At 51.1% G+C, this 18081-nt stretch carries 15 protein-coding genes; 6 read left to right on the top strand and 9 right to left on the bottom strand.

From position 1 onward, the window contains the following. Nucleotides 1-39 precede the first annotated feature (39 nt). Nucleotides 40-1575 (bottom strand): SpoVR family protein, encoded by a 1536-nt coding sequence (locus tag GW579_RS04395; RefSeq protein ID WP_152327078.1) that lies wholly within the window; start codon nt 1573-1575, stop codon nt 40-42. Between the two features lie 253 nt (nt 1576-1828). Continuing rightward, on the bottom strand, nt 1829-2659 hold the full coding sequence (locus tag GW579_RS04390; protein ID WP_152327079.1) for an alpha/beta fold hydrolase: 831 nt from the start codon (nt 2657-2659) through the stop codon (nt 1829-1831). 228 nt (nt 2660-2887) lie between these two features. Here GW579_RS04390 and ydfZ point away from each other — a divergent pair, with 228 nt between their 5' ends. The 3 genes from ydfZ (at nt 2888) to dadX (ending at nt 6056) form a co-directional block, all read left to right on the top strand. Beyond that, the gene (gene ydfZ, locus GW579_RS04385) at nt 2888-3106 is read left to right on the top strand and encodes a putative selenium delivery protein YdfZ (RefSeq protein WP_152327080.1); all 219 of its coding nucleotides are present in this window, start codon (nt 2888-2890) and stop codon (nt 3104-3106) included. Between the two features lie 504 nt (nt 3107-3610). After that, nucleotides 3611-4912, top strand: coding sequence for a D-amino acid dehydrogenase (locus GW579_RS04380; protein ID WP_165057779.1), 1302 nt, complete (start codon nt 3611-3613; stop codon nt 4910-4912). Between the two features lie 70 nt (nt 4913-4982). Next, entirely contained in the window at nt 4983-6056 is a 1074-nt protein-coding gene (dadX, locus tag GW579_RS04375) for a catabolic alanine racemase DadX (protein ID WP_165057777.1), read from the top strand. A 6-nt stretch (nt 6057-6062) separates the two neighbouring features. On the opposite strand, the gene GW579_RS04370 is transcribed toward dadX, so the two are convergent. Next, complete coding sequence (locus GW579_RS04370; RefSeq protein ID WP_152327083.1) at nt 6063-7259, bottom strand: multidrug effflux MFS transporter; 1197 nt, start codon at nt 7257-7259, stop codon at nt 6063-6065. A 155-nt stretch (nt 7260-7414) separates the two neighbouring features. Continuing rightward, entirely contained in the window at nt 7415-8245 is an 831-nt protein-coding gene (gene nadE, locus GW579_RS04365; protein ID WP_165057775.1) for an ammonia-dependent NAD(+) synthetase, read from the bottom strand. 467 nt (nt 8246-8712) lie between these two features. Here nadE and GW579_RS04360 point away from each other — a divergent pair, with 467 nt between their 5' ends. Next, complete coding sequence (locus GW579_RS04360; RefSeq protein ID WP_152327085.1) at nt 8713-9477, top strand: DUF481 domain-containing protein; 765 nt, start codon at nt 8713-8715, stop codon at nt 9475-9477. 337 nt (nt 9478-9814) lie between these two features. On the opposite strand, the gene GW579_RS04355 is transcribed toward GW579_RS04360, so the two are convergent. From GW579_RS04355 to yeaG, 3 genes are all read right to left on the bottom strand, one after another. Continuing rightward, complete coding sequence (locus tag GW579_RS04355) at nt 9815-10006, bottom strand: hypothetical protein (protein ID WP_165057773.1); 192 nt, start codon at nt 10004-10006, stop codon at nt 9815-9817. 211 nt (nt 10007-10217) lie between these two features. After that, entirely contained in the window at nt 10218-11492 is a 1275-nt protein-coding gene (locus GW579_RS04350) for a YeaH/YhbH family protein (protein WP_152327087.1), read from the bottom strand. A gap of 34 nt (nt 11493-11526) precedes the next feature. After that, entirely contained in the window at nt 11527-13461 is a 1935-nt protein-coding gene (gene yeaG, locus GW579_RS04345) for a protein kinase YeaG (RefSeq protein ID WP_165057771.1), read from the bottom strand. A 520-nt stretch (nt 13462-13981) separates the two neighbouring features. Here yeaG and GW579_RS04340 point away from each other — a divergent pair. Then, nucleotides 13982-14731 carry a MipA/OmpV family protein gene (locus tag GW579_RS04340; protein ID WP_152327089.1) on the top strand — a complete coding sequence of 250 codons (750 nt, stop codon included), beginning with the start codon at nt 13982-13984 and terminating at the stop codon, nt 14729-14731. Nucleotides 14732-14852: 121 nt separating this feature from the next. After that, nucleotides 14853-15707 (top strand): aldo/keto reductase, encoded by an 855-nt coding sequence (locus GW579_RS04335; protein WP_165057769.1) that lies wholly within the window; start codon nt 14853-14855, stop codon nt 15705-15707. A 73-nt stretch (nt 15708-15780) separates the two neighbouring features. Here the strand turns inward: GW579_RS04335 and GW579_RS04330 are convergent, their stop codons facing one another. Together GW579_RS04330 and gapA are read right to left on the bottom strand one after the other, a co-directional pair. Further along, nucleotides 15781-16650 carry a D-hexose-6-phosphate mutarotase gene (locus tag GW579_RS04330; protein ID WP_165057767.1) on the bottom strand — a complete coding sequence of 290 codons (870 nt, stop codon included), beginning with the start codon at nt 16648-16650 and terminating at the stop codon, nt 15781-15783. Between the two features lie 170 nt (nt 16651-16820). Further along, complete coding sequence (gapA, locus tag GW579_RS04325; protein WP_165057765.1) at nt 16821-17819, bottom strand: glyceraldehyde-3-phosphate dehydrogenase; 999 nt, start codon at nt 17817-17819, stop codon at nt 16821-16823. Between the last annotated feature and the right edge of the window lie 262 nt (nt 17820-18081).

Here is an 18081-nt window from a genome sequence, read left to right as displayed (position 1 = left end):
TTTAATGCCTGAACTTGCCTGCTCTGAACGGTACGCCGGTCAGAGCGGCGTTGGCCGCGGCGGGCAACGTTCCAGCAGTTCCACGCTGCCGTCTTCGTTGAGTTGCTCGATAAACACATCGAAGCCCCACAGCCGGTGAACGTGTTTCATCACTTCACGACGGCTCTTGTCCAGCGGCGCGCGGTCTTGTGGGATATAGCGCAGCGTCAGCGAACGGTCACCGCGCAGATCGACATTCCAGACCTGAATGTTTGGTTCGTGGTTACTCAGGTTGTACTGCGCCGACAGTTCCTGACGGATGGCGCGATAACCCTCCTCATTATGGATCGCTGCGATTTCCAGATAGTTATTATGGTCGTCATCCAGCACGGTAAATAACCGGAAATCACGCATCACTTTCGGCGACAGAAACTGGCTGATAAAGCTTTCATCTTTGAAGTCCCGCATCGCGAAATGCAGCGTCGTCAGCCAGTCTGAACCGGCAATATCCGGGAACCAGTAACGATCTTCTTCGGTCGGTTCCTGACAGATACGTTTGATATCCTGGAACATCGCGAAGCCGAGCGCATACGGATTGATCCCGCTGTAATACGGGCTGTTATACGGCGGCTGATACACTACATTGGTGTGGCTGTGCAGAAACTCCAGAATGAAACGATCCGAGACTTTTCCTTCGTCATACAGATGATTCAAAATGGTGTAGTGCCAGAACGTCGCCCAGCCTTCGTTCATCACCTGAGTCTGTTTTTGCGGATAGAAATACTGGCTGATTTTACGCACAATGCGCAAGATTTCCCGTTGCCAGGATTCAAGCAGTGGCGCGTTTTTCTCCATGAAATACAGCAGGTTTTCCTGTGGCTCAGAAGGGAAGCGGCGCGCCTGTTCAGGGGCATCCACGCTGTCTTTGCGCGGCAGCGTTTTCCACAGCGAATTCACCTGACTTTGCAGATATTCTTCACGACTTTTCTGCCGCGCCAGTTCTTCCTGCAAAGAAATCTTCTGCGGGCGTTTATAGCGGTCCACGCCATAATTCATCAGCGCATGGCAGGAGTCGAGCAACCGTTCGACTTCATCGACGCCGTAGCGCTCTTCACATTCGCTGATATAGCGTTTGGCAAACAGCAGGTAATCGACAATCGAACTGGCGTCGGTCCAGCTTTTAAACAGGTAGTTATTTTTGAAGAAAGAGTTGTGGCCGTAACAGGCGTGCGCCATAACCAGCGCCTGCATCGTGATGGTGTTTTCTTCCATCAGATAGGCGATACACGGGTTGGAGTTGATGACGATTTCGTACGCCAGCCCTTGCTGTCCGTGTTTATACAGTTGCTCGGTTTCAATGAATTTCTTGCCGAACGACCAGTGTGTGTAATTGATAGGCATGCCGATGCTCGAATAAGCATCCATCATTTGTTCAGAAGTGATGATCTCGATTTGATGTGGATACGTCTCCAGCCGGTATGACTTGGCGACACGGTCAATTTCTTCGAGATAGGTTTGTAATAACTCAAACGTCCAGTCCGGTCCATCGCTAAGACGTTTGTCCTCAGTTTTTTTCTTTTGGGTCACTGTCGTCATAAGCCGCACCCTCATTCAGTTATGGACGCTACAGAGTGTTTGATTCACAACCTTTTCTTAAGACTTCGCACGTCCTTTGATAATCGTAGCTCAATCTGAGTGTGCTGCAGGATAAACACCATGAATCCATTCCTCATCAAATCTATATCCTGATGGAAAGAGGCTGTCAATCGGTGCGCGATGGAGACCCAAAGCCGCAAAGAACCGGGCTTTGGGTCAGTTTCAGACAGGTGAGGACGGGGTAAACCCGCTATTAACTGCGGATAAACTCTAATAAATCTTCATTAATCTGATCTTTATGTGTGCTGCATAAACCGTGGGATGCGCCCGGATAGACTTTGCCTTTTCCGTGTGGAAGAAGCTTGAGCGCGGCTTCGCTGGAAGAGGCCGGGGGCACAATCTGGTCATCGTCACCGTAGATGACCAGCGTCGGGATAGTCATTTTTTTCAGGTCTTCACGCTGGTCGGTTTCAGAAAAAGCTTTCACGCAATCATAAAGTGCTTTGATTGACGCCTGCATGCCCTGACGCCAGAAACTCTGACGCAAACCTTCTGAAACTTTCGTTCCTGCGCGGTTAAAGCCGAAAAAGGCATCTGGCAAATCCAGGAAAAACTGCGAACGGTCTTTTTGAACACCATCACGGATCCCGTCGAATACAGAAAGCGGCAGACCGGCCGGGTTGAAATCCGTTTTGACCATAATCGGCGGCACCGCACCAATCAGCACGGCTTTGGCAACGCGCGCCGTACCGTGGCGGCCAATATAACGCGCTACTTCGCCACCGCCGGTCGAATGCCCGATATGCACAGCGTCTTTCAAATCTAAATGGCCAGTGAGTTCGGCCAGGTCATCGCCGTACTGATCCATATTGTGCCCGTCCCACGGTTGCGAGGAACGCCCGTGTCCGCGGCGATCATGCGCAATCACACGGAAGCCTTTATCCGCCAGAAACAGCATCTGATCTTCAAATGCATCGCCGGACAACGGCCAGCCATGGCTGAAAACCACCGGCTGGCCGCTACCCCAGTCTTTGTAAAAGAGTTGAGTGCCATCTTTGAGCTTCAGAAAATTTGAGTTATTCACTGGTGACTCCTTATCGCTGAAATGAACGGTACAGTTTATGAAACTTTCGAAGTGTAGGTCACTACTTGAACGATTGCGATATTGCTCACATTTTGAGCTGGCAATGCAGGCGGACAGTTTTGCCAGAATAAACCTGATACTTAGCAGGGTTAAGATATTGAAACCCGGTTTTCAGAGGGGTAGCATTTATCCGCTATTGTTTGTTACTGATGCTGAGGAGGTCAAAAAATGGTAAATACGTTTACTTATGACAGATATAGAAACCGGATCGGCCAGGGCACCCGCGTCATGGATGCTGAAACAGGCGTAACGGGTAAAATTGCCGCGTTTCGTGTGCAAAACGGTTCTCCGGAAGAACTTCGCCGGGAAAATTGTGTGGAACTGGTAGGGCAAAAAGGCCTGTTTAAACCTGTTTCACTGATGAGACTCGAAGCCACAACAGCCTGAAAATATCTCTCCTGATGTTGTCCTGCACAGCCAAAGGCCACTGTTAAAAGTGGCCTTCATGTTTTCCGATGATGGGAAAAAATTATCCCACCCAGACCGTGCGTGAAAAACTCGCTTTATAAACTCCCTGCAAGCATTAAGCCCGTTTCATGTGCGGAATATCAGGTAATGTCACACACCGCCTTTATATTAGTGAATTGTGCTGAAATATTGCTTGTATACAAGAATAAAAGACCACGGCCAAACCCGGCGCGAAAGTGGAGGCGGCTGATGACATCAATGCAGTCATTGCTATCAAAAAACCATAACTTTCTCTCTGCAAAGCCGGAATGTTGCAAGATATCGTTATTTATTTGCAGCTGTTGAAAAAAATCCCGCCATGAACGATAAATAAATGTGAAACAACTCACGGTTATGAACGCCTGTGTTGGCGATTTTTCGCAGTCAGGTTAATTTCCTGTCATCAGAATATTATGCTTTGTTTTGTCGTGGAGTGGAGTCGATATGCGTGTGGTGATTTTAGGCAGTGGTGTGGTCGGTGTCGCCAGTGCATGGTATCTGGCTAAAGCGGGACATGATGTGACGGTTATCGATCGTCAGTCCGGGCCTGCGGAAGAAACCAGTGCGGGGAATGCGGGGCAGATCTCACCGGGCTATGCTGCACCGTGGGCGGCTCCGGGTGTTCCTGTTAAAGCAATCAAATGGATGTTCCAGAAGCATGCGCCGCTGGCAATTCGTCTGGACGGAACCCCGTTCCAGCTGAAATGGATGTGGCAAATGCTGCGTAACTGCGACATGAACCACTATCAGATCAACAAAAGCCGCATGGTCCGTCTGGCAGAATACAGCCGCGATTGCATGAAGGCGTTGCGCGAAGAAACGGGTATTCAGTACGAAGGCCGTCAGGGCGGTACGTTGCAGCTGTTCCGTACGGCGCAACAGTTTGAGAGCGCGGCGAAAGATATCGCAGTGCTCGAAGACGCCGGTGTGCCGTATCAGTTGCTGGAATCCAGCCAGCTGGCGACGGCGGAACCGGCTCTGGAGCAGGTCGCGCACAAGCTGACCGGCGGTCTGCGTTTACCTAATGATGAAACCGGCGACTGTCAGCTGTTCACCCGTACGCTGGCAAATATGGCGCGCCAGGCCGGCGTAAAATTCGAATTCAACCGGACGGTCGATAAGCTGCTTGTTGAAAACGGCGAGATTACCGGTGTGCAGTGTGGCGACGAACTGGTGAAAGCGGAGGCTTATGTGGTGGCATTCGGTTCTTATTCCACCGCGCTGCTTGCGGATTTGGTGTCTATACCGGTGTATCCGCTGAAAGGCTATTCACTGACAATTCCGATCACTGACCCGTCCTCTGCACCGGTTTCTACCGTGCTGGATGAGACTTATAAAATTGCGATTACGCGTTTTGATAATCGTATCCGTGTCGGCGGGATGGCGGAAATTGTTGGTTTTAACCTGAAGCTGGCGCAGGCGCGTCGTGAAACGCTGGAAATGGTGGTTAAAGATCTCTATCCGAACGGCGGCAACGTGGAGGCGGCGACTTTCTGGACAGGCTTGCGGCCGATGACGCCTGACGGCACGCCGATTGTGGGCCGTACGCGCATTAAAAATCTGTATCTGAATACCGGCCACGGCACGCTCGGCTGGACAATGGCCTGCGGTTCCGGTCAGCTGTTATCGGACATTATGTCCGGCGTGACACCGGCAATTCCTTCTGATGATTTATCGGTTGAGCGTTACAGCCCTGGTTTTATCGCCCGTCCGGCTGGCCCGCATAAAATGCATCCGGTGTCTTAAACCGGTTTTCCTCCCCCCGCACGGTGACTGACGCCGTGCGGGCGTTACTTTGCACTTTGCCGGAGCTGGTATGCCTCGCCCGATTTCAGCCACTTTATCTCTGTCTGCGTTATCCCAAAATCTCAATGTTATCCGCGGCTTTGCTCCTAACAGCAAAGTCTGGTCGGTGGTGAAAGCCAACGGATACGGCCACGGGATTTCCCGTATCTGGAAAAGCCTGTCAGCTACGGAGGGTTTCGCATTACTCGATTTCAACGAAGCGATATTACTGCGTGAATCTGGCTGGCAGGGGCCGATCCTGCTGCTGGAGGGTTTCTTTTCTCCCGCGGATTTAATCACGATAGATCACTATCGCCTGACGACGTCAGTACACAGCGACTGGCAAATTCAGGCATTGGCGCAGGCAAACCTCAGCCAGCCGGTGAAGGTTTATCTGAAAGTGAACAGCGGTATGAACCGTCTGGGATTTGCACCGGCGCGCGTCAGCGATGTCTGGCATCAGCTGCGTGAACTTAAGCAGGTCGGGGAAATCACGCTGATGAGTCACTTCGCCACGGCGGACAGCGTCGAAGGCGTGGATGCGCAGATGGTGGCCGTAAATCTGGCCGGGCAAAATATTTCCGGGCCGCGTTGTCTTGCCAATTCGGCGGCGACGCTCTGGCATCCGTCGACGCATTATGACTGGATCCGTCCGGGGATTATTTTGTACGGCGCGTCGCCGAGCGGGCAGTGGCAGGACATCGCCCAAACCGGGCTGCAACCGGTGATGACGCTGAAAAGTGAACTGATCGCCGTGCAGGCAGTTCATGCCGGTGATCGCGTCGGGTATGGCGGGCGTTATCGTGCCGGACAACCGCAGCGTGTGGGCGTGGTGGCCTGCGGTTATGCTGATGGCTATCCGCGGCATGCGCCTTCCGGCACACCGGTCTGGGTGGATGGCGTAAGAACAAAAACGGTAGGAACAGTTTCGATGGATATGCTGGCGGTGGATTTAACGCCGTGTCCGCAGGCACAAATCGGTGCGCCGGTTGAACTGTGGGGCAGTAATCTGCCGGTGGATGATGTGGCGACGGCTGCCGGTACGCTGGGCTACGAACTGCTGAGCGCGCTCGCGCCACGCGTACCGGTTATAACCGTCGGATAACGTTTTTTAGCTTTCCAGACGGGTCAGCTGACCCGTCGATTTCTTACTGGCACGACGCGCCAGCATCGCCAGACATCCTCCCGCCAGCATCACCAGCGCAAGGCTCAGCTTAGGTTGTAACGGCAACGCCATCGCAATAAAGCCCAGCAGCGCACCACCGGCCATCTGCACCGAACCGACCAGCGCAGACGCCACACCGGCTTCACTTGAGAACGGCTCCAGCGCATAGCTGGTGGCGGGCCCCATCAGGAACGCTAAACCCGCGCAGGCGCTGGCAACCGGCAGCATATACAGCCAGGTCGCGGTTTGTTCTGCCGGTGGCACCAGCGTGATCCCGGCAATCAGCCCCAGACAACCAGCAAACATCAGGATACCGCCGGCTTTCAGGCACACCGGCCGTCCCACTTTGCGGATAATACGGTTGGCAATAAAGCTCACCGCCATAATCCAGAAGCCGTTTGCGCCGAACACAATGGAAAATTCTAACGGTGTGAGGCCTGCCACGTTCATCAGCACGGTCGGCGCCAGCGAGACATAGGTCAGCGCCATGCCCATCGCCCCTGCGTTAACCGCGGCGAAAGTGACGAAACGGGGATCCGACAGAATCCGCGCGTACTGGCGAAACGGCAGCCCGGAGTTGGTTTGGGTGTCCGCCGGGCGGGTTTCCGGCAGTTTGAAAATGACCAGCAGCATGACCGCCACGGTGTAACCCGCCAGCGCCCAAAACGGTGCCCGCCAGCCATAATACTGCGCAATCAGGCCGCCAATGAGCGGTGCAAGCGCAGGGATAATATTGAGCGTCCCGTTGAGGAAACCGTAGGCACGGGCGGCGTCGTTGCCGCTCATGCGGTCACGCACACCGCTGAAAATCACCACCGACGTACAGCACACGGCCAACCCCTGAACCACACGGGATAACAGGAACATCCACGGCGCAACCGACATTGCCGCGATAATTGCGCCCGCCAGATAGACGACAATGCCGATAATCGCGATCGGGCGGCGTCCAAATTTATCCACCAGCGGACCGGCGACCAGTTGCCCTAATCCCATCACCAAAATGAATAGCGAAATCGAAGACTGAATTACCGCTTCGGTGCTTTGCAAGCCAAGGGCAATCGCCGGGATGGCGGGCAGGTACAGATCGATACCCAGAGGGCCGAGCAACACCAAGCTCAGCAGCAGAAAAAGGAATTTTTGCATTGGAAACATCACTGTCAGTCAGTCCGGAAGGGGACTAAGGGTAATGATTTCGTTAATGAATGGAAAGGAACTTGTGATTTCAAAGGCGAAAGGGAGAAGCCGGTAGAAAAAACGGACACGCAATACGTGCCCGTTACAGAGATTGCCGTCAGAAATTATTTTTTCTTCCAGAAATCATCGAACACCGTGATCGGTGGCTGACGTTTATGTTCGGTGCGCAGATACCAGCCTTCGATAATCGCCGCGACGCTGTCATCCACTTTTTTGCCTTCAAGATAATCGTCGATCACCTCGTAGGTCACGCCCAGCGCGACTTCATCCGGCAGAGAAGGGCGGTTTTCTTCCAAATCTGCCGTCGGCGCTTTGGTATACAGATGTTCCGGGCAGCCCAGCGTTTTGAGCAGCGCTTTACCCTGACGTTTGTTCAGGCGGAAAATCGGGTTGATATCCGTGCCGCCGTCGCCATATTTGGTGAAGAAACCGGTAACGGCTTCGGCTGCGTGATCCGTCCCGACGACAACCCCTTTTTTCATTCCGGCAATGCTGTACTGGGCTTTCATTCGCTCACGCGCTTTTTCATTACCTTTAATAAAATCGCTCAGCTCAATGCCAATTTCACGCAATGTCGCTTCGCTTGCCAGCACCGCATTTTTAATATTTACAGTCAGAACCTGATCGGGCTGAATAAAAGTGATGGCGTCCTGACAATCGGACTCGTCAGCCTGCACGCCGTAGGGCAAACGCACGGCGATGAACTGGTAATCATCTTCTTTCGTTTCTGCGCGTAATTCGCTAATTGCTGTTTGGCAAAGTTTGCCGGTAAGAGTAGAATCTTGCCCGCCGCTGATCCCCAGAACCAGTGTCCTGATGAACGGATGGGCCAGCAGATAACTTTTGAGAAAATCGACGCTGACGCGGATTTCCTGTGCGGCATCGATATGCGGTTTAACGTGCAATGCCTGAATAATCTCTTTTTGTAAAGCCATGACCACTCCTCCTGAAGGCTGCCTTCGAGGAACCCGAGGCAAAAAATAAGATGTTATCAGGATAAAACTACCCCGCATCGCTCAAAAGGACAAGATTCAGCGACGAGTTCGGCGGAAATCTGTACGTCGCCAGCTCGCAAGCTCTCTGACGAGAGCGGCAGGGCAAGAAGTCAGTTTGGCGCACCAGGAATGATTACAGAGCTGCATTGAAATAAAAATCAATGAAAGAGAACGTAATGATTTTGTATGTTTCTATTGCCGGAAATATATGTCATTCGGAACTATCTAAAAAAGCCGCTTTATTAAGATATCCCGTGCTGAGTGCGTTATATTTGTTGCGGTAAAAATATTTGTATGTATGTGCCATCGAAACGGAGTTGTCAGGCTTGATTAACGGATCCTAATTAATGGCATAAATCGTGTGGTCTACTCTCGTTATTTGCCTTAAGTCTTATTGGGGAAACAAAATGTTTTTTCGGGTTGTACGTCGTTTACCAGCTTGTGCCGTAATTTGCGGTGCAGCGCTGTTCAGTATTTCAAGCCTTGCAGACACTACCATTTTCACTGCGCTCGATGATCCTGCTCAGGCGAAGAAGCCCTTCGTAGGCAATGTGCAGGCGGGTTACAGTGCACAAACCGGTAACACCAGCAACTCCACGCTGAATGCTGATACCACCATGACCTGGTTTGATACCAACACGGCTTACAGCCTGTGGGGTTCTGCGCGTAATACCTCTTCTTCCGGTGTCCGTTCATCCGAGAAGTATCAGGCGGGCGGTCGTACCCGTTATAATCTGGATAACGCGAACTACGTCTTTGGTCAGGCGAGCTGGCTGAGCGACCGTTATAACGGCTATCGCGCGCGCGATGTCGCAACCATCGGTTACGGTCGTCAGATCTGGAGCGGTCCGGTTCATACGCTGAATCTGGAAGCCGGTCCTGGTGTTCGTCACGATGAATTCGAGCAGGGCGGCCACCAGACCCGTGCTCTGGCATACGGTTCAGGGACTTACGGTTATCAGATCAGCGATACCGCACGTTTCACGCAGGGCTTCTCCGTATTAGCCAACGATGAAACCACACTGAACTCAGAAACTGCGCTGACTGTAGCTATCAATAGCCACTTCTCGCTAAAAGTTGCGTATGACGTAACTTACAACACCAAACCACCAGCCAGTGCGCCGGATAAAACCGACACCGTCACTTCTGTGAATCTGGTTTACGGCATGTAATTTCATTCGCGAAATTGTCGAAAAAGCCAGGGGAGAGATCCTCTGGCTTTTTTTTATGCCGCGATTGGCGGCCGGTGAGTACAAAAAGTAGCAGAAGGAAAAAAACTCAAATGATAACCATTATCACTATTGATCAGAGTAATCCTAGCTGGTAGTCTCTGTATCGCCCCTCGTAGAGCTAACACCGCTTTCGGGTGAGTGCCGGAGATAAGCGCCGGAAGGGGTTGCTTCAGGATGTGTTTCAAAAATGCAGCGATACAAGGATGTACGCAATTTATATACCAGGCCCAATCCATAAAATAATGACCGGGCCTTATTTTGTATCTGCAAATTAACCTTAAATATAATGACTCACCTGAGTCTCAATCCTTGCTGCGGTAGTTTTAAATTCTTTTGCCAATAAAGCGATAAACGCATCGCGGTCGATATGCTCTAGCTTTCCCTCGTGATAACCCTCTGAATACAAAACATAAAGCCCGTCTTCAAACCCGATCTCTACAGGTTCATCTTCAATACGAATTTTTTCCATAATGTATTCCTCAACCCTTTGTTAAAAAAAGTGAAAGAAGTCAGCATCACAGGTGATTGGGGTCTTAAATTTATGGAAGATAGTGTGACGGCTGGCGGGAACGTAATCTGTGATCGTGGGCGAATAACCTTATACGTAGCAGGTTATTGTGAGGATGATTCCACAAAAAAGCCGGCGAGGATTTTGCCGGCTTTTTAATTAACGTCGAACATCAACTGTTCTCAGTTTGTTTGTGGAAGAGTTCCCGGAATACCGGATAAATATCTTCCTGTTCGCGGATATGCTGCATGGCGAAATTATCAAATCTCTCCTGCAACACTTCATATTCACGCCACAGCGTCTGGTGGGCACGGCGGGTGATTTCGATATAGCTGTAATAACGCACCATCGGCAGGATCTTCTGTGCCAGAAGCTGGTGGCACAGAGGGGAATCGTCAGCCCAGTTGTCGCCATCAGAGGCCTGCGCGGCATAAATATTCCACTGCGCTGGGTCGTAGCGTTCCTGAATGACTTCATCCATCAGTTTCAATGCGCTTGAAACGATGGTCCCGCCGGTTTCCTGCGAGTAGAAGAACTCCTGTTCATCCACTTCTTTGGCTTGTGTATGGTGACGGATATAGACCACGTCGACGTTTTTATACGTCCGGCTCAGGAACAGATAGAGCAGAATATAGAAACGTTTGGCCATGTCTTTGGTTGCCTGATCCATAGAACCGGAGACATCCATCAGACAGAACATCACGGCCTGGCTGGAAGGCTCAGGGCGACGCTCGTAGTTGCGATAACGTAAATCAAAGGTGTCGATGAACGGCGTTTTGGCGATTTTCGCCCGCAACTCGGCGATTTCCTTACGCAGCCGTTCTTCTTCCAGTAATTGTGCCGGTTCACTGTGTTCAACCTCGGTCAGCGTCGATTCCAGCTCACGCAGCTCCCGTTTTTTACCCGCGGTCATCGCCGTGCGGCGAGCCAGGGAGTTTTGCAAAGAGCGCACCACACTGATATTCGCCGGTACGCCGTTAGACGTATAACCGGAGCGGTGGGTTTTGAATTCAGTCAGCTGCTTATGCTGATTTTTTCTCAGGTTAGGAAGCGCCAAATCTTCAAACAGCAGATCGAGATATTCGTCTTTGGAGATCTGGAAAGAAAACTCGTCTTCGCCTTCACCGTCCTGACTGGCTTCGCCCTGGCCACTGCCGCCGCCACCGCCCCCTTGCGGTCGTTCGATACGGTCATTCTGCACAAAGTGGTCATTGCCGGGGTGAACACGGTGGCGTAAGCCACCGCGGCCCTGATGGAACATGGGTTCGTTGATATCTGCATTGGGGATCGAAACCGACTCCCCGCTGTCCACGTCGGTAACCGAACGCTTGTTGATGGCCTCGGCAATCGACTGTTTGATTTGCGACTTATAGCGACGCAAGAAGCGCTGGCGGTTCACCGCACTCTTGTTTTTGCCATTCAGCCGGCGGTCAATAAAATACGTCATATTTCCCCCAAACGACGTTGCCAACGATCCCCTGTTACGAGGATTTTCTTACGCGCAGATACCATTCACACAGCAGGCGAACCTGTTTGCGTGTATATCCTTTCTCCATCATTCTGTCGACAAAATCATCATGTTTCTTCTGTTCATCGGTCGACGTCTTGGCGTTAAACGAGATAACTGGCAGTAATTCCTCGGTATTTGAGAACATTTTTTTCTCGATCACCGTGCGCAGTTTTTCGTAACTGGTCCAGTTTGGATTGCGGCCGCTGTTATTGGCGCGGGCACGCAGCACGAAGTTGACAATTTCGTTACGGAAATCTTTTGGATTACTGATCCCGGCTGGTTTTTCAATTTTCTCCAGCTCTGCGTTCAGGGATTCACGGTCAAACAGCTGGCCGGTATCCGGGTCACGGTATTCCTGATCCTGGATCCAGAAGTCAGCGTAGGTGACATAACGGTCGAAAATGTTTTGTCCGTACTCTGAATAGGATTCCAGATAAGCGGTCTGGATCTCTTTACCGATGAATTCTGCGTATTTCGGGATCAGATAGCCTTTCAGGTGTTCCAGATATTTTTCAGCGATGTCCTGCGGGAATTGCTCGCGCTCGATTTGCTGTTCCAGAACATAGAACAGATGGACCGGGTTGGCGGCGACTTCCGCATGATCAAAGTTGAATACGCGGGACAGAATTTTAAACGCGAAACGCGTCGACAGCCCGTTCATCCCTTCGTCCACGCCCGCATAATCGCGGTATTCCTGATAAGACTTGGCTTTCGGATCGGTGTCTTTCAGGCTTTCGCCGTCATAGACGCGCATTTTGGAATAGCTGCTGGAGTTCTCCGGCGTTTTCAGACGCGAAAGAATGGAGAAGCGTGCCAGCGTTTCTAACGTACCCGGCGCGCAAGGAGCATGCGCCAGTTCACTGTTGCTGAGCAGTTTGTCGTAGATTTTCATCTCTTCGGAAACGCGCAGGCAGTAAGGCACTTTGACGATGTACACACGGTCAAGGAACGCTTCATTATTCTTGTTGTTGCGGAACGTCACCCACTCAGATTCGTTGGAGTGCGCCAGAATAATGCCGTTGAACGGCAGGGCAGAGATCCCCTCAGTCCCGTTATAATTACCTTCCTGTGTGGCGGTCAGCAGCGGATGCAGCACTTTAATCGGTGCCTTAAACATCTCGACGAACTCCATCACACCCTGGTTTGCACGGCAAAGTGCGCCGGAATAACCGTAAGCGTCCGGATCGTTCTGCGCGTGGTTCTCCAGTTTACGGATATCCACTTTCCCGACCAGCGCGGAGATGTCTTGGTTGTTTTCATCGCCAGGCTCAGTTTTGGCTATAGCAATTTGTTCGAGAATCGACGGCCAGACTTTCACGACTCTGAATTTCGTGATGTCACCGCCAAATTCGTGCAGACGTTTTGCCGCCCACGGCGACATGATGGTGCCCAGATAGCGCGGAGGAATGTTGTATTCTTTTTCGAGAATATGCGCATCTTCCTGCGGATTAAACAGGCACAGCGGATGATCGTTTACCGGGCTGCGTTCGCCGTTGGCGCTCAGCACATAAATCGGTACACGTTGCATCAGGGATTTCAGCCGTTCGGCCAGTGACGATTTACCGCCACCCACCGGACCCAGTAAATAGAGGATTTGTTTCTTTTCTTCCAAACCTTGCGCGGCGTGTTTCAGATAGGAGACGATCTGCTCGATGGCCTCTTCCATGCCGTAAAATTCTTCAAATGCAGGGTAGCGTGCAACAACACGGTTCGAGAATAAACGCGACAGGCGTGGTTCAAGCGCGGTATCTACCATCACTGGTTCACCGATTGCCATCAACAGACGTTCCGCCGCATTGACATAAGCACTGCGATCTTGCCGTGCAATGGTAAGAAATTCCTGCAGTGTGAACTCTTCGTCCTTGGCAGCCTCATAGCGCTGGCGATAATGGTCAAATATGTTCATACGATGCCCGTCCTTCGTTATTTTACCTTTCGTTTTGAAGCGTTAGCGCAACCTCAAAGACTTGGGTATAGCACAGGTTAATGAGAGCTAAGCCCCCGGAAGAAAGATCTCCCACCTGAATACAGCAACCCTTATGCCAACTTGCAGAACCCCTTTGACGCTGACAGTGGCGATGATTTGAAAACTGTCATAAATCGGTGGGACGGGCGACTGTTCAGGCTAAGTCTTTCATCTATTTATAAGCGTAGTTTGGCATTAGAAAAATTTCCTCTCTGGTTTTGCCGTTTTTTAAGTCATTTCAATGACTCAGTTGTCCGGAATGCTCTGAAAAGCCTTGCAGGACGTGCCTTGCAGACCGGAAGTTGTTTCTTTAGTCATTTTTATTTCATATTTTGCAGATAAATTGTGCGATCGCTTCGATTTTTCAGGTTAAGGTTTTTTAGAGAACGAGAAATGCTAAGCGGGATACTTACGCTTCATTTACACTACCGACGATTTTTTACTTAATGGAATTAAGACAATGAAGATTTTGAACCTCAAAACACTGTCCATCGTGGGCTCGGCAGTGCTTTTCAGTCATGCAGCTGTCGCAGGAACCTGGTCACTCGGCGCTTCGGCTCTGGCGGATGTCAACGCATACCGTGGTTATGACAATAAAATTTTACCCGTGCCGATCGTGTCTTACGACAGTGACGATTTCTATTTCAAATCACTGACTGCAGGCTACTATCTTTGGAAAGACAGCAGCAATAAATTCAGCGTCACTGCAACTTATATTCCATTCGGTTTTGACCCCGATGACTCTGACGATCACCAGATGAAACGTCTCAACAAACGCCGCGGTACGCTGATGGGCGGTCTGGCGTATTCACATGTTGAAGACTGGGGCACGCTGCGTGCAACGTTTAACGGTGATGTGCTCAATAACAGTAATGGCCTGGTCGCCGATGCGGCTTATCTGTATCCGATTCATCAGGACAACTGGGCACTGGTTCCTGGTTTTGGTGTTATGTGGAACAGCAGCAACCAGAACGATTACTACTATGGCGTCACCAAAGGAGAATCGCGTCGCAGTGGCCTGAACAGCTATTCTGCCGATGACAGCTTCAGTCCTTACGCCGAGATTTCCGCTCGTTATAACTTTACCCGCGACTGGCAGGGCTTCTTCACCGGCCGTTACATCCGTTTAGCGGACGAAGTGAAAGACAGTCCGATGGTGGATAAATCTTATAGCGCGATTGTCTGGACCGGTGTGACCTACAGCTTTTAATTAAGCGGGCACTTTTCCGGTGCATACTCTGCACATTCATGGGGCGTTTCGCCCCATTTGCACATTTATAGTTCATCACGAGTTCATCACTCATTTTTGCAGACCCGACAGGAGGAAACAGATGAAAGCGAAAACCGTGCAATTTCCTGATGGCACAAGCGTTCCCGCAATCGGACAAGGCACCTGGTTTATGGGAGAACAACGCAGTGAGCGGCGCGCCGAAGTGGATGCGCTGAAACAAGGGCTGGATGCCGGTATGACCCTGATCGACACCGCAGAAATGTACGCGGACGGCGAGGCGGAAAGAGTGGTCGGCGAGGCAATAGCCGGACGGCGTGATGAAGTGTATCTGGTCTCAAAAGTCTATCCACATCATGCCGGAGGGGAGAAGGCGATAACCGCCTGCGAACAAAGTCTCAAAAGATTGCAAACAGATTGTATAGACCTGTATCTGTTGCACTGGCGTGGTTCGATTCCGTTACATGACACCGTTGCGGCGATGGAAAAGTTGCAGCAGTCAGGCAAAATCCGGCGCTGGGGCGTATCCAATCTTGATACCGATGATATGCAGGAATTGTGGAAGATTCCCGGCGGCCAGGAATGTATGACCGATCAGGTTTTATATCACGCCGCTTCACGGGGCATCGAATTTGACCTTTTGCCGTGGTGCGAAGAACACGCTGTCCCGGTAATGGCGTATTGCCCGCTGGCACAGGCCGGAAAATTACGTCATGACGTGCTGGACAATCCGGTGATGCAGAAAATTGCCGCCGTGCGCGGCGTGAGCAGTTCGCAAATCGCGCTGGCTTGGGTAACGCGCACCCGCAACGTGATTGCGATTCCTAAAGCCGTTCAGCCGCAGCATGTCAAAGAGAATGCGGCAGCGTTGGCGCTGTTTCTGACGGATGAAGAAATTGCGATGATCAATGCTGCCTTTCCGGCACCACGCGGGAAAACCTCGCTGGATATGGTCTGAATTCGCTAAATCTGACGCAGACAAAAGGGGCCGGATGGCCCCTTAGTTTTTACGACGGGAAAACTCTGTCCGGTTATTTGCGGATTGAGAATGTCACTGCAAGACGTGCCGGTGCAGCGGCGGTCGAAACATGCTTGTCTGACACCTGCGCCGTTTCCACACAAACCATGGTTTTGTAACCGTCGTCTGGCATATCGGCCATGCTTACGGACAGCGCAGAACCCGGGTTCCACGCCACAACGTCTGCGTTGTTTTCATGCGCAACAACCAGCGTGCGTTTCAGCACCGGATCCACGATTTCACTGGTCGCCTGAGGCTGGGTGTAGATGCGGTCAGTCTGTCCGGTAAAGGTCAGGTCACCAGCTTCTTCTTTAAGTTTCGCGCCATCGACTTTATCAATGAAGCTGGCACCGAGCCCTTTAACGGTGACATCCGCGATATTGCCGATGTTGAAATAGGTGTGCAGGGCGCTGTTGGCTTCGAAGTCACCGGCAGATTCCAGCTCAATGTGGCAGCTTGCGCCGAGTGTGAAGCGCGCGGTCAGCACAAATTCGTGTGGCCACAATTCCAGACTTTCAGGTGTGCTTTTCAGCGTCAGCGTCAGAACAACGCCTTCAGCGCTTTCTTTGTGATCGGTCAGTGTCCAGGCGAAGTTACGCGCAAAGCCGTGAGACGGTTTACCCGCCGGGCCAAACCACGGCCAGCAAATTGGAATACCGCCACGAATTGCGACGCCTTCTTTGAAAGCGCTTGCGCTGCTCATCCACAGCACAGGCGCTTCGCCTTCAGGCTGCCAGGACAATAAATGTGCGCCTTGTAAGGCTACAGCCGCTTTTACTTTGGGATGAGAAACAACGATCACCGGCAGTTCGTCGATCTGACGCTGGCTGATGGTGGTTGAAATTTGGTTTACGACCGGAAGAGAAAAGAGTTGTTCTGTCATTATCTAAAGTCCTGTCAGGGTTTTAACAATTACGAAGATAAGAACCAAGACTACAGATGAACGTGATCATTCTGTTTGATCGCACTCATATGCCTGATAAAAATGTGCGACTGACAGAAAGCAAAAGGGCGACTTGCGTCGCCCTTCAATCAGTTCATCAACATCGCCAATTATTTGGAAACGTGAGAAATCAGATCCAGTACTTTGTTTGAGTAGCCAGTTTCGTTGTCGTACCAGGAAACCAGTTTCACAAAGTTGTCATTCAGCGCGATACCTGCTTTAGCATCGAATACTGAAGTCAGTTTTTCGCCGTTGAAATCGGTAGAAACAACGTCGTCTTCGGTGTAACCCAGAACGCCTTTCAGGTCGCCTGCTTCAGAAGCTGCTTTGATTACTGCGCAGATTTCTTTGTAGGTTGCTGGTTTTTCCAGACGTGCAGTCAGGTCAACAACAGAAACGTTAGGAGTAGGAACGCGGAACGCCATACCGGTCAGTTTACCGTTCAGAGCAGGGATAACTTTACCTACTGCTTTAGCTGCACCGGTAGAAGAAGGGATGATGTTCTGAGATGCGCCGCGGCCGCCGCGCCAGTCTTTGTGAGACGGGCCATCAACGGTTTTCTGAGTTGCGGTAGTTGCATGAACAGTGGTCATCAGCGCTTCAACGATACCGAAGTTGTCGTTGATAACTTTAGCCAGTGGTGCCAGGCAGTTAGTGGTGCAAGATGCGTTAGAAACGATTTCCTGACCTTTGTATTCTTTATGGTTAACGCCCATAACGAACATAGGGGTGTCATCTTTAGATGGACCAGTCAGAACAACTTTCTTAGCGCCTGCAGTGATGTGTTTACGTGCAGTTGCGTCGTCCAGGAACAGACCAGTCGCTTCAGCAACAACATCAACGTTAACTTCATTCCATTTCAGGTTAGCTGGGTCACGCTCAGCGGTAACACGGATGGTTTTGCCGTTAACAACCAGGTGACCGTCTTTAACTTCAACAGTACCGTTGAAACGACCATGAGTTGAGTCGTACTTCAGCATGTATGCCATGTAATCTGCGTCTAACAGATCGTTGATTGCTACGATCTCGATGTCAGAACGTTCCTGAGCAGCACGGAAAACAATGCGACCGATACGGCCAAAACCGTTGATACCTACTTTGATAGTCATATATTCCACCAGCTATTTTTTTAGTGAATAAAAGGTTGGTTGTAAAATTACAAAAACCTTGCTGAGCGTCAAGCGGAATCGTGTCAATTATTGCTGTAAGTCAAAGCGACGACCTACTGTTGCTCGCTTATTGCACGTTCCGTTTTTTTAATCGGCTCACAACAACATGGGGGCGAAAAACAGAATATAAAGGACAAGAAGATCAGGAGTGTGATCGCCATCACAAGTTGGAGCTGGCTAACGCTGATGCCATACAGTTTAG

Origin of the sequence: Rahnella contaminans, from assembly GCF_011065485.1 — a bacterium.
GTDB lineage: Bacteria > Pseudomonadota > Gammaproteobacteria > Enterobacterales > Enterobacteriaceae > Rahnella > Rahnella contaminans.
This window is presented reverse-complemented; position numbering and strand designations above follow the sequence as displayed.

Excerpts from the sequence above, each read along its gene's own strand:
- GW579_RS04395 (WP_152327078.1), bottom strand. The coding sequence starts at position 1,575 with ATGACGACAGTGACCCAAAAGAAAAAAACTGAGGACAAACGTCTTAGC.
- ydfZ (WP_152327080.1), top strand. The coding sequence starts at position 2,888 with ATGGTAAATACGTTTACTTATGACAGATATAGAAACCGGATCGGCCAG.
- GW579_RS04380 (WP_165057779.1), top strand. The coding sequence starts at position 3,611 with ATGCGTGTGGTGATTTTAGGCAGTGGTGTGGTCGGTGTCGCCAGTGCA.
- dadX (WP_165057777.1), top strand. The coding sequence starts at position 4,983 with ATGCCTCGCCCGATTTCAGCCACTTTATCTCTGTCTGCGTTATCCCAA.
- GW579_RS04370 (WP_152327083.1), bottom strand. The coding sequence starts at position 7,259 with ATGCAAAAATTCCTTTTTCTGCTGCTGAGCTTGGTGTTGCTCGGCCCT.
- nadE (WP_165057775.1), bottom strand. The coding sequence starts at position 8,245 with ATGGCTTTACAAAAAGAGATTATTCAGGCATTGCACGTTAAACCGCAT.
- GW579_RS04360 (WP_152327085.1), top strand. The coding sequence starts at position 8,713 with ATGTTTTTTCGGGTTGTACGTCGTTTACCAGCTTGTGCCGTAATTTGC.
- GW579_RS04355 (WP_165057773.1), bottom strand. The coding sequence starts at position 10,006 with ATGGAAAAAATTCGTATTGAAGATGAACCTGTAGAGATCGGGTTTGAA.
- GW579_RS04350 (WP_152327087.1), bottom strand. The coding sequence starts at position 11,492 with ATGACGTATTTTATTGACCGCCGGCTGAATGGCAAAAACAAGAGTGCG.
- yeaG (WP_165057771.1), bottom strand. The coding sequence starts at position 13,461 with ATGAACATATTTGACCATTATCGCCAGCGCTATGAGGCTGCCAAGGAC.
- GW579_RS04340 (WP_152327089.1), top strand. The coding sequence starts at position 13,982 with ATGAAGATTTTGAACCTCAAAACACTGTCCATCGTGGGCTCGGCAGTG.
- GW579_RS04335 (WP_165057769.1), top strand. The coding sequence starts at position 14,853 with ATGAAAGCGAAAACCGTGCAATTTCCTGATGGCACAAGCGTTCCCGCA.
- GW579_RS04330 (WP_165057767.1), bottom strand. The coding sequence starts at position 16,650 with ATGACAGAACAACTCTTTTCTCTTCCGGTCGTAAACCAAATTTCAACC.
- gapA (WP_165057765.1), bottom strand. The coding sequence starts at position 17,819 with ATGACTATCAAAGTAGGTATCAACGGTTTTGGCCGTATCGGTCGCATT.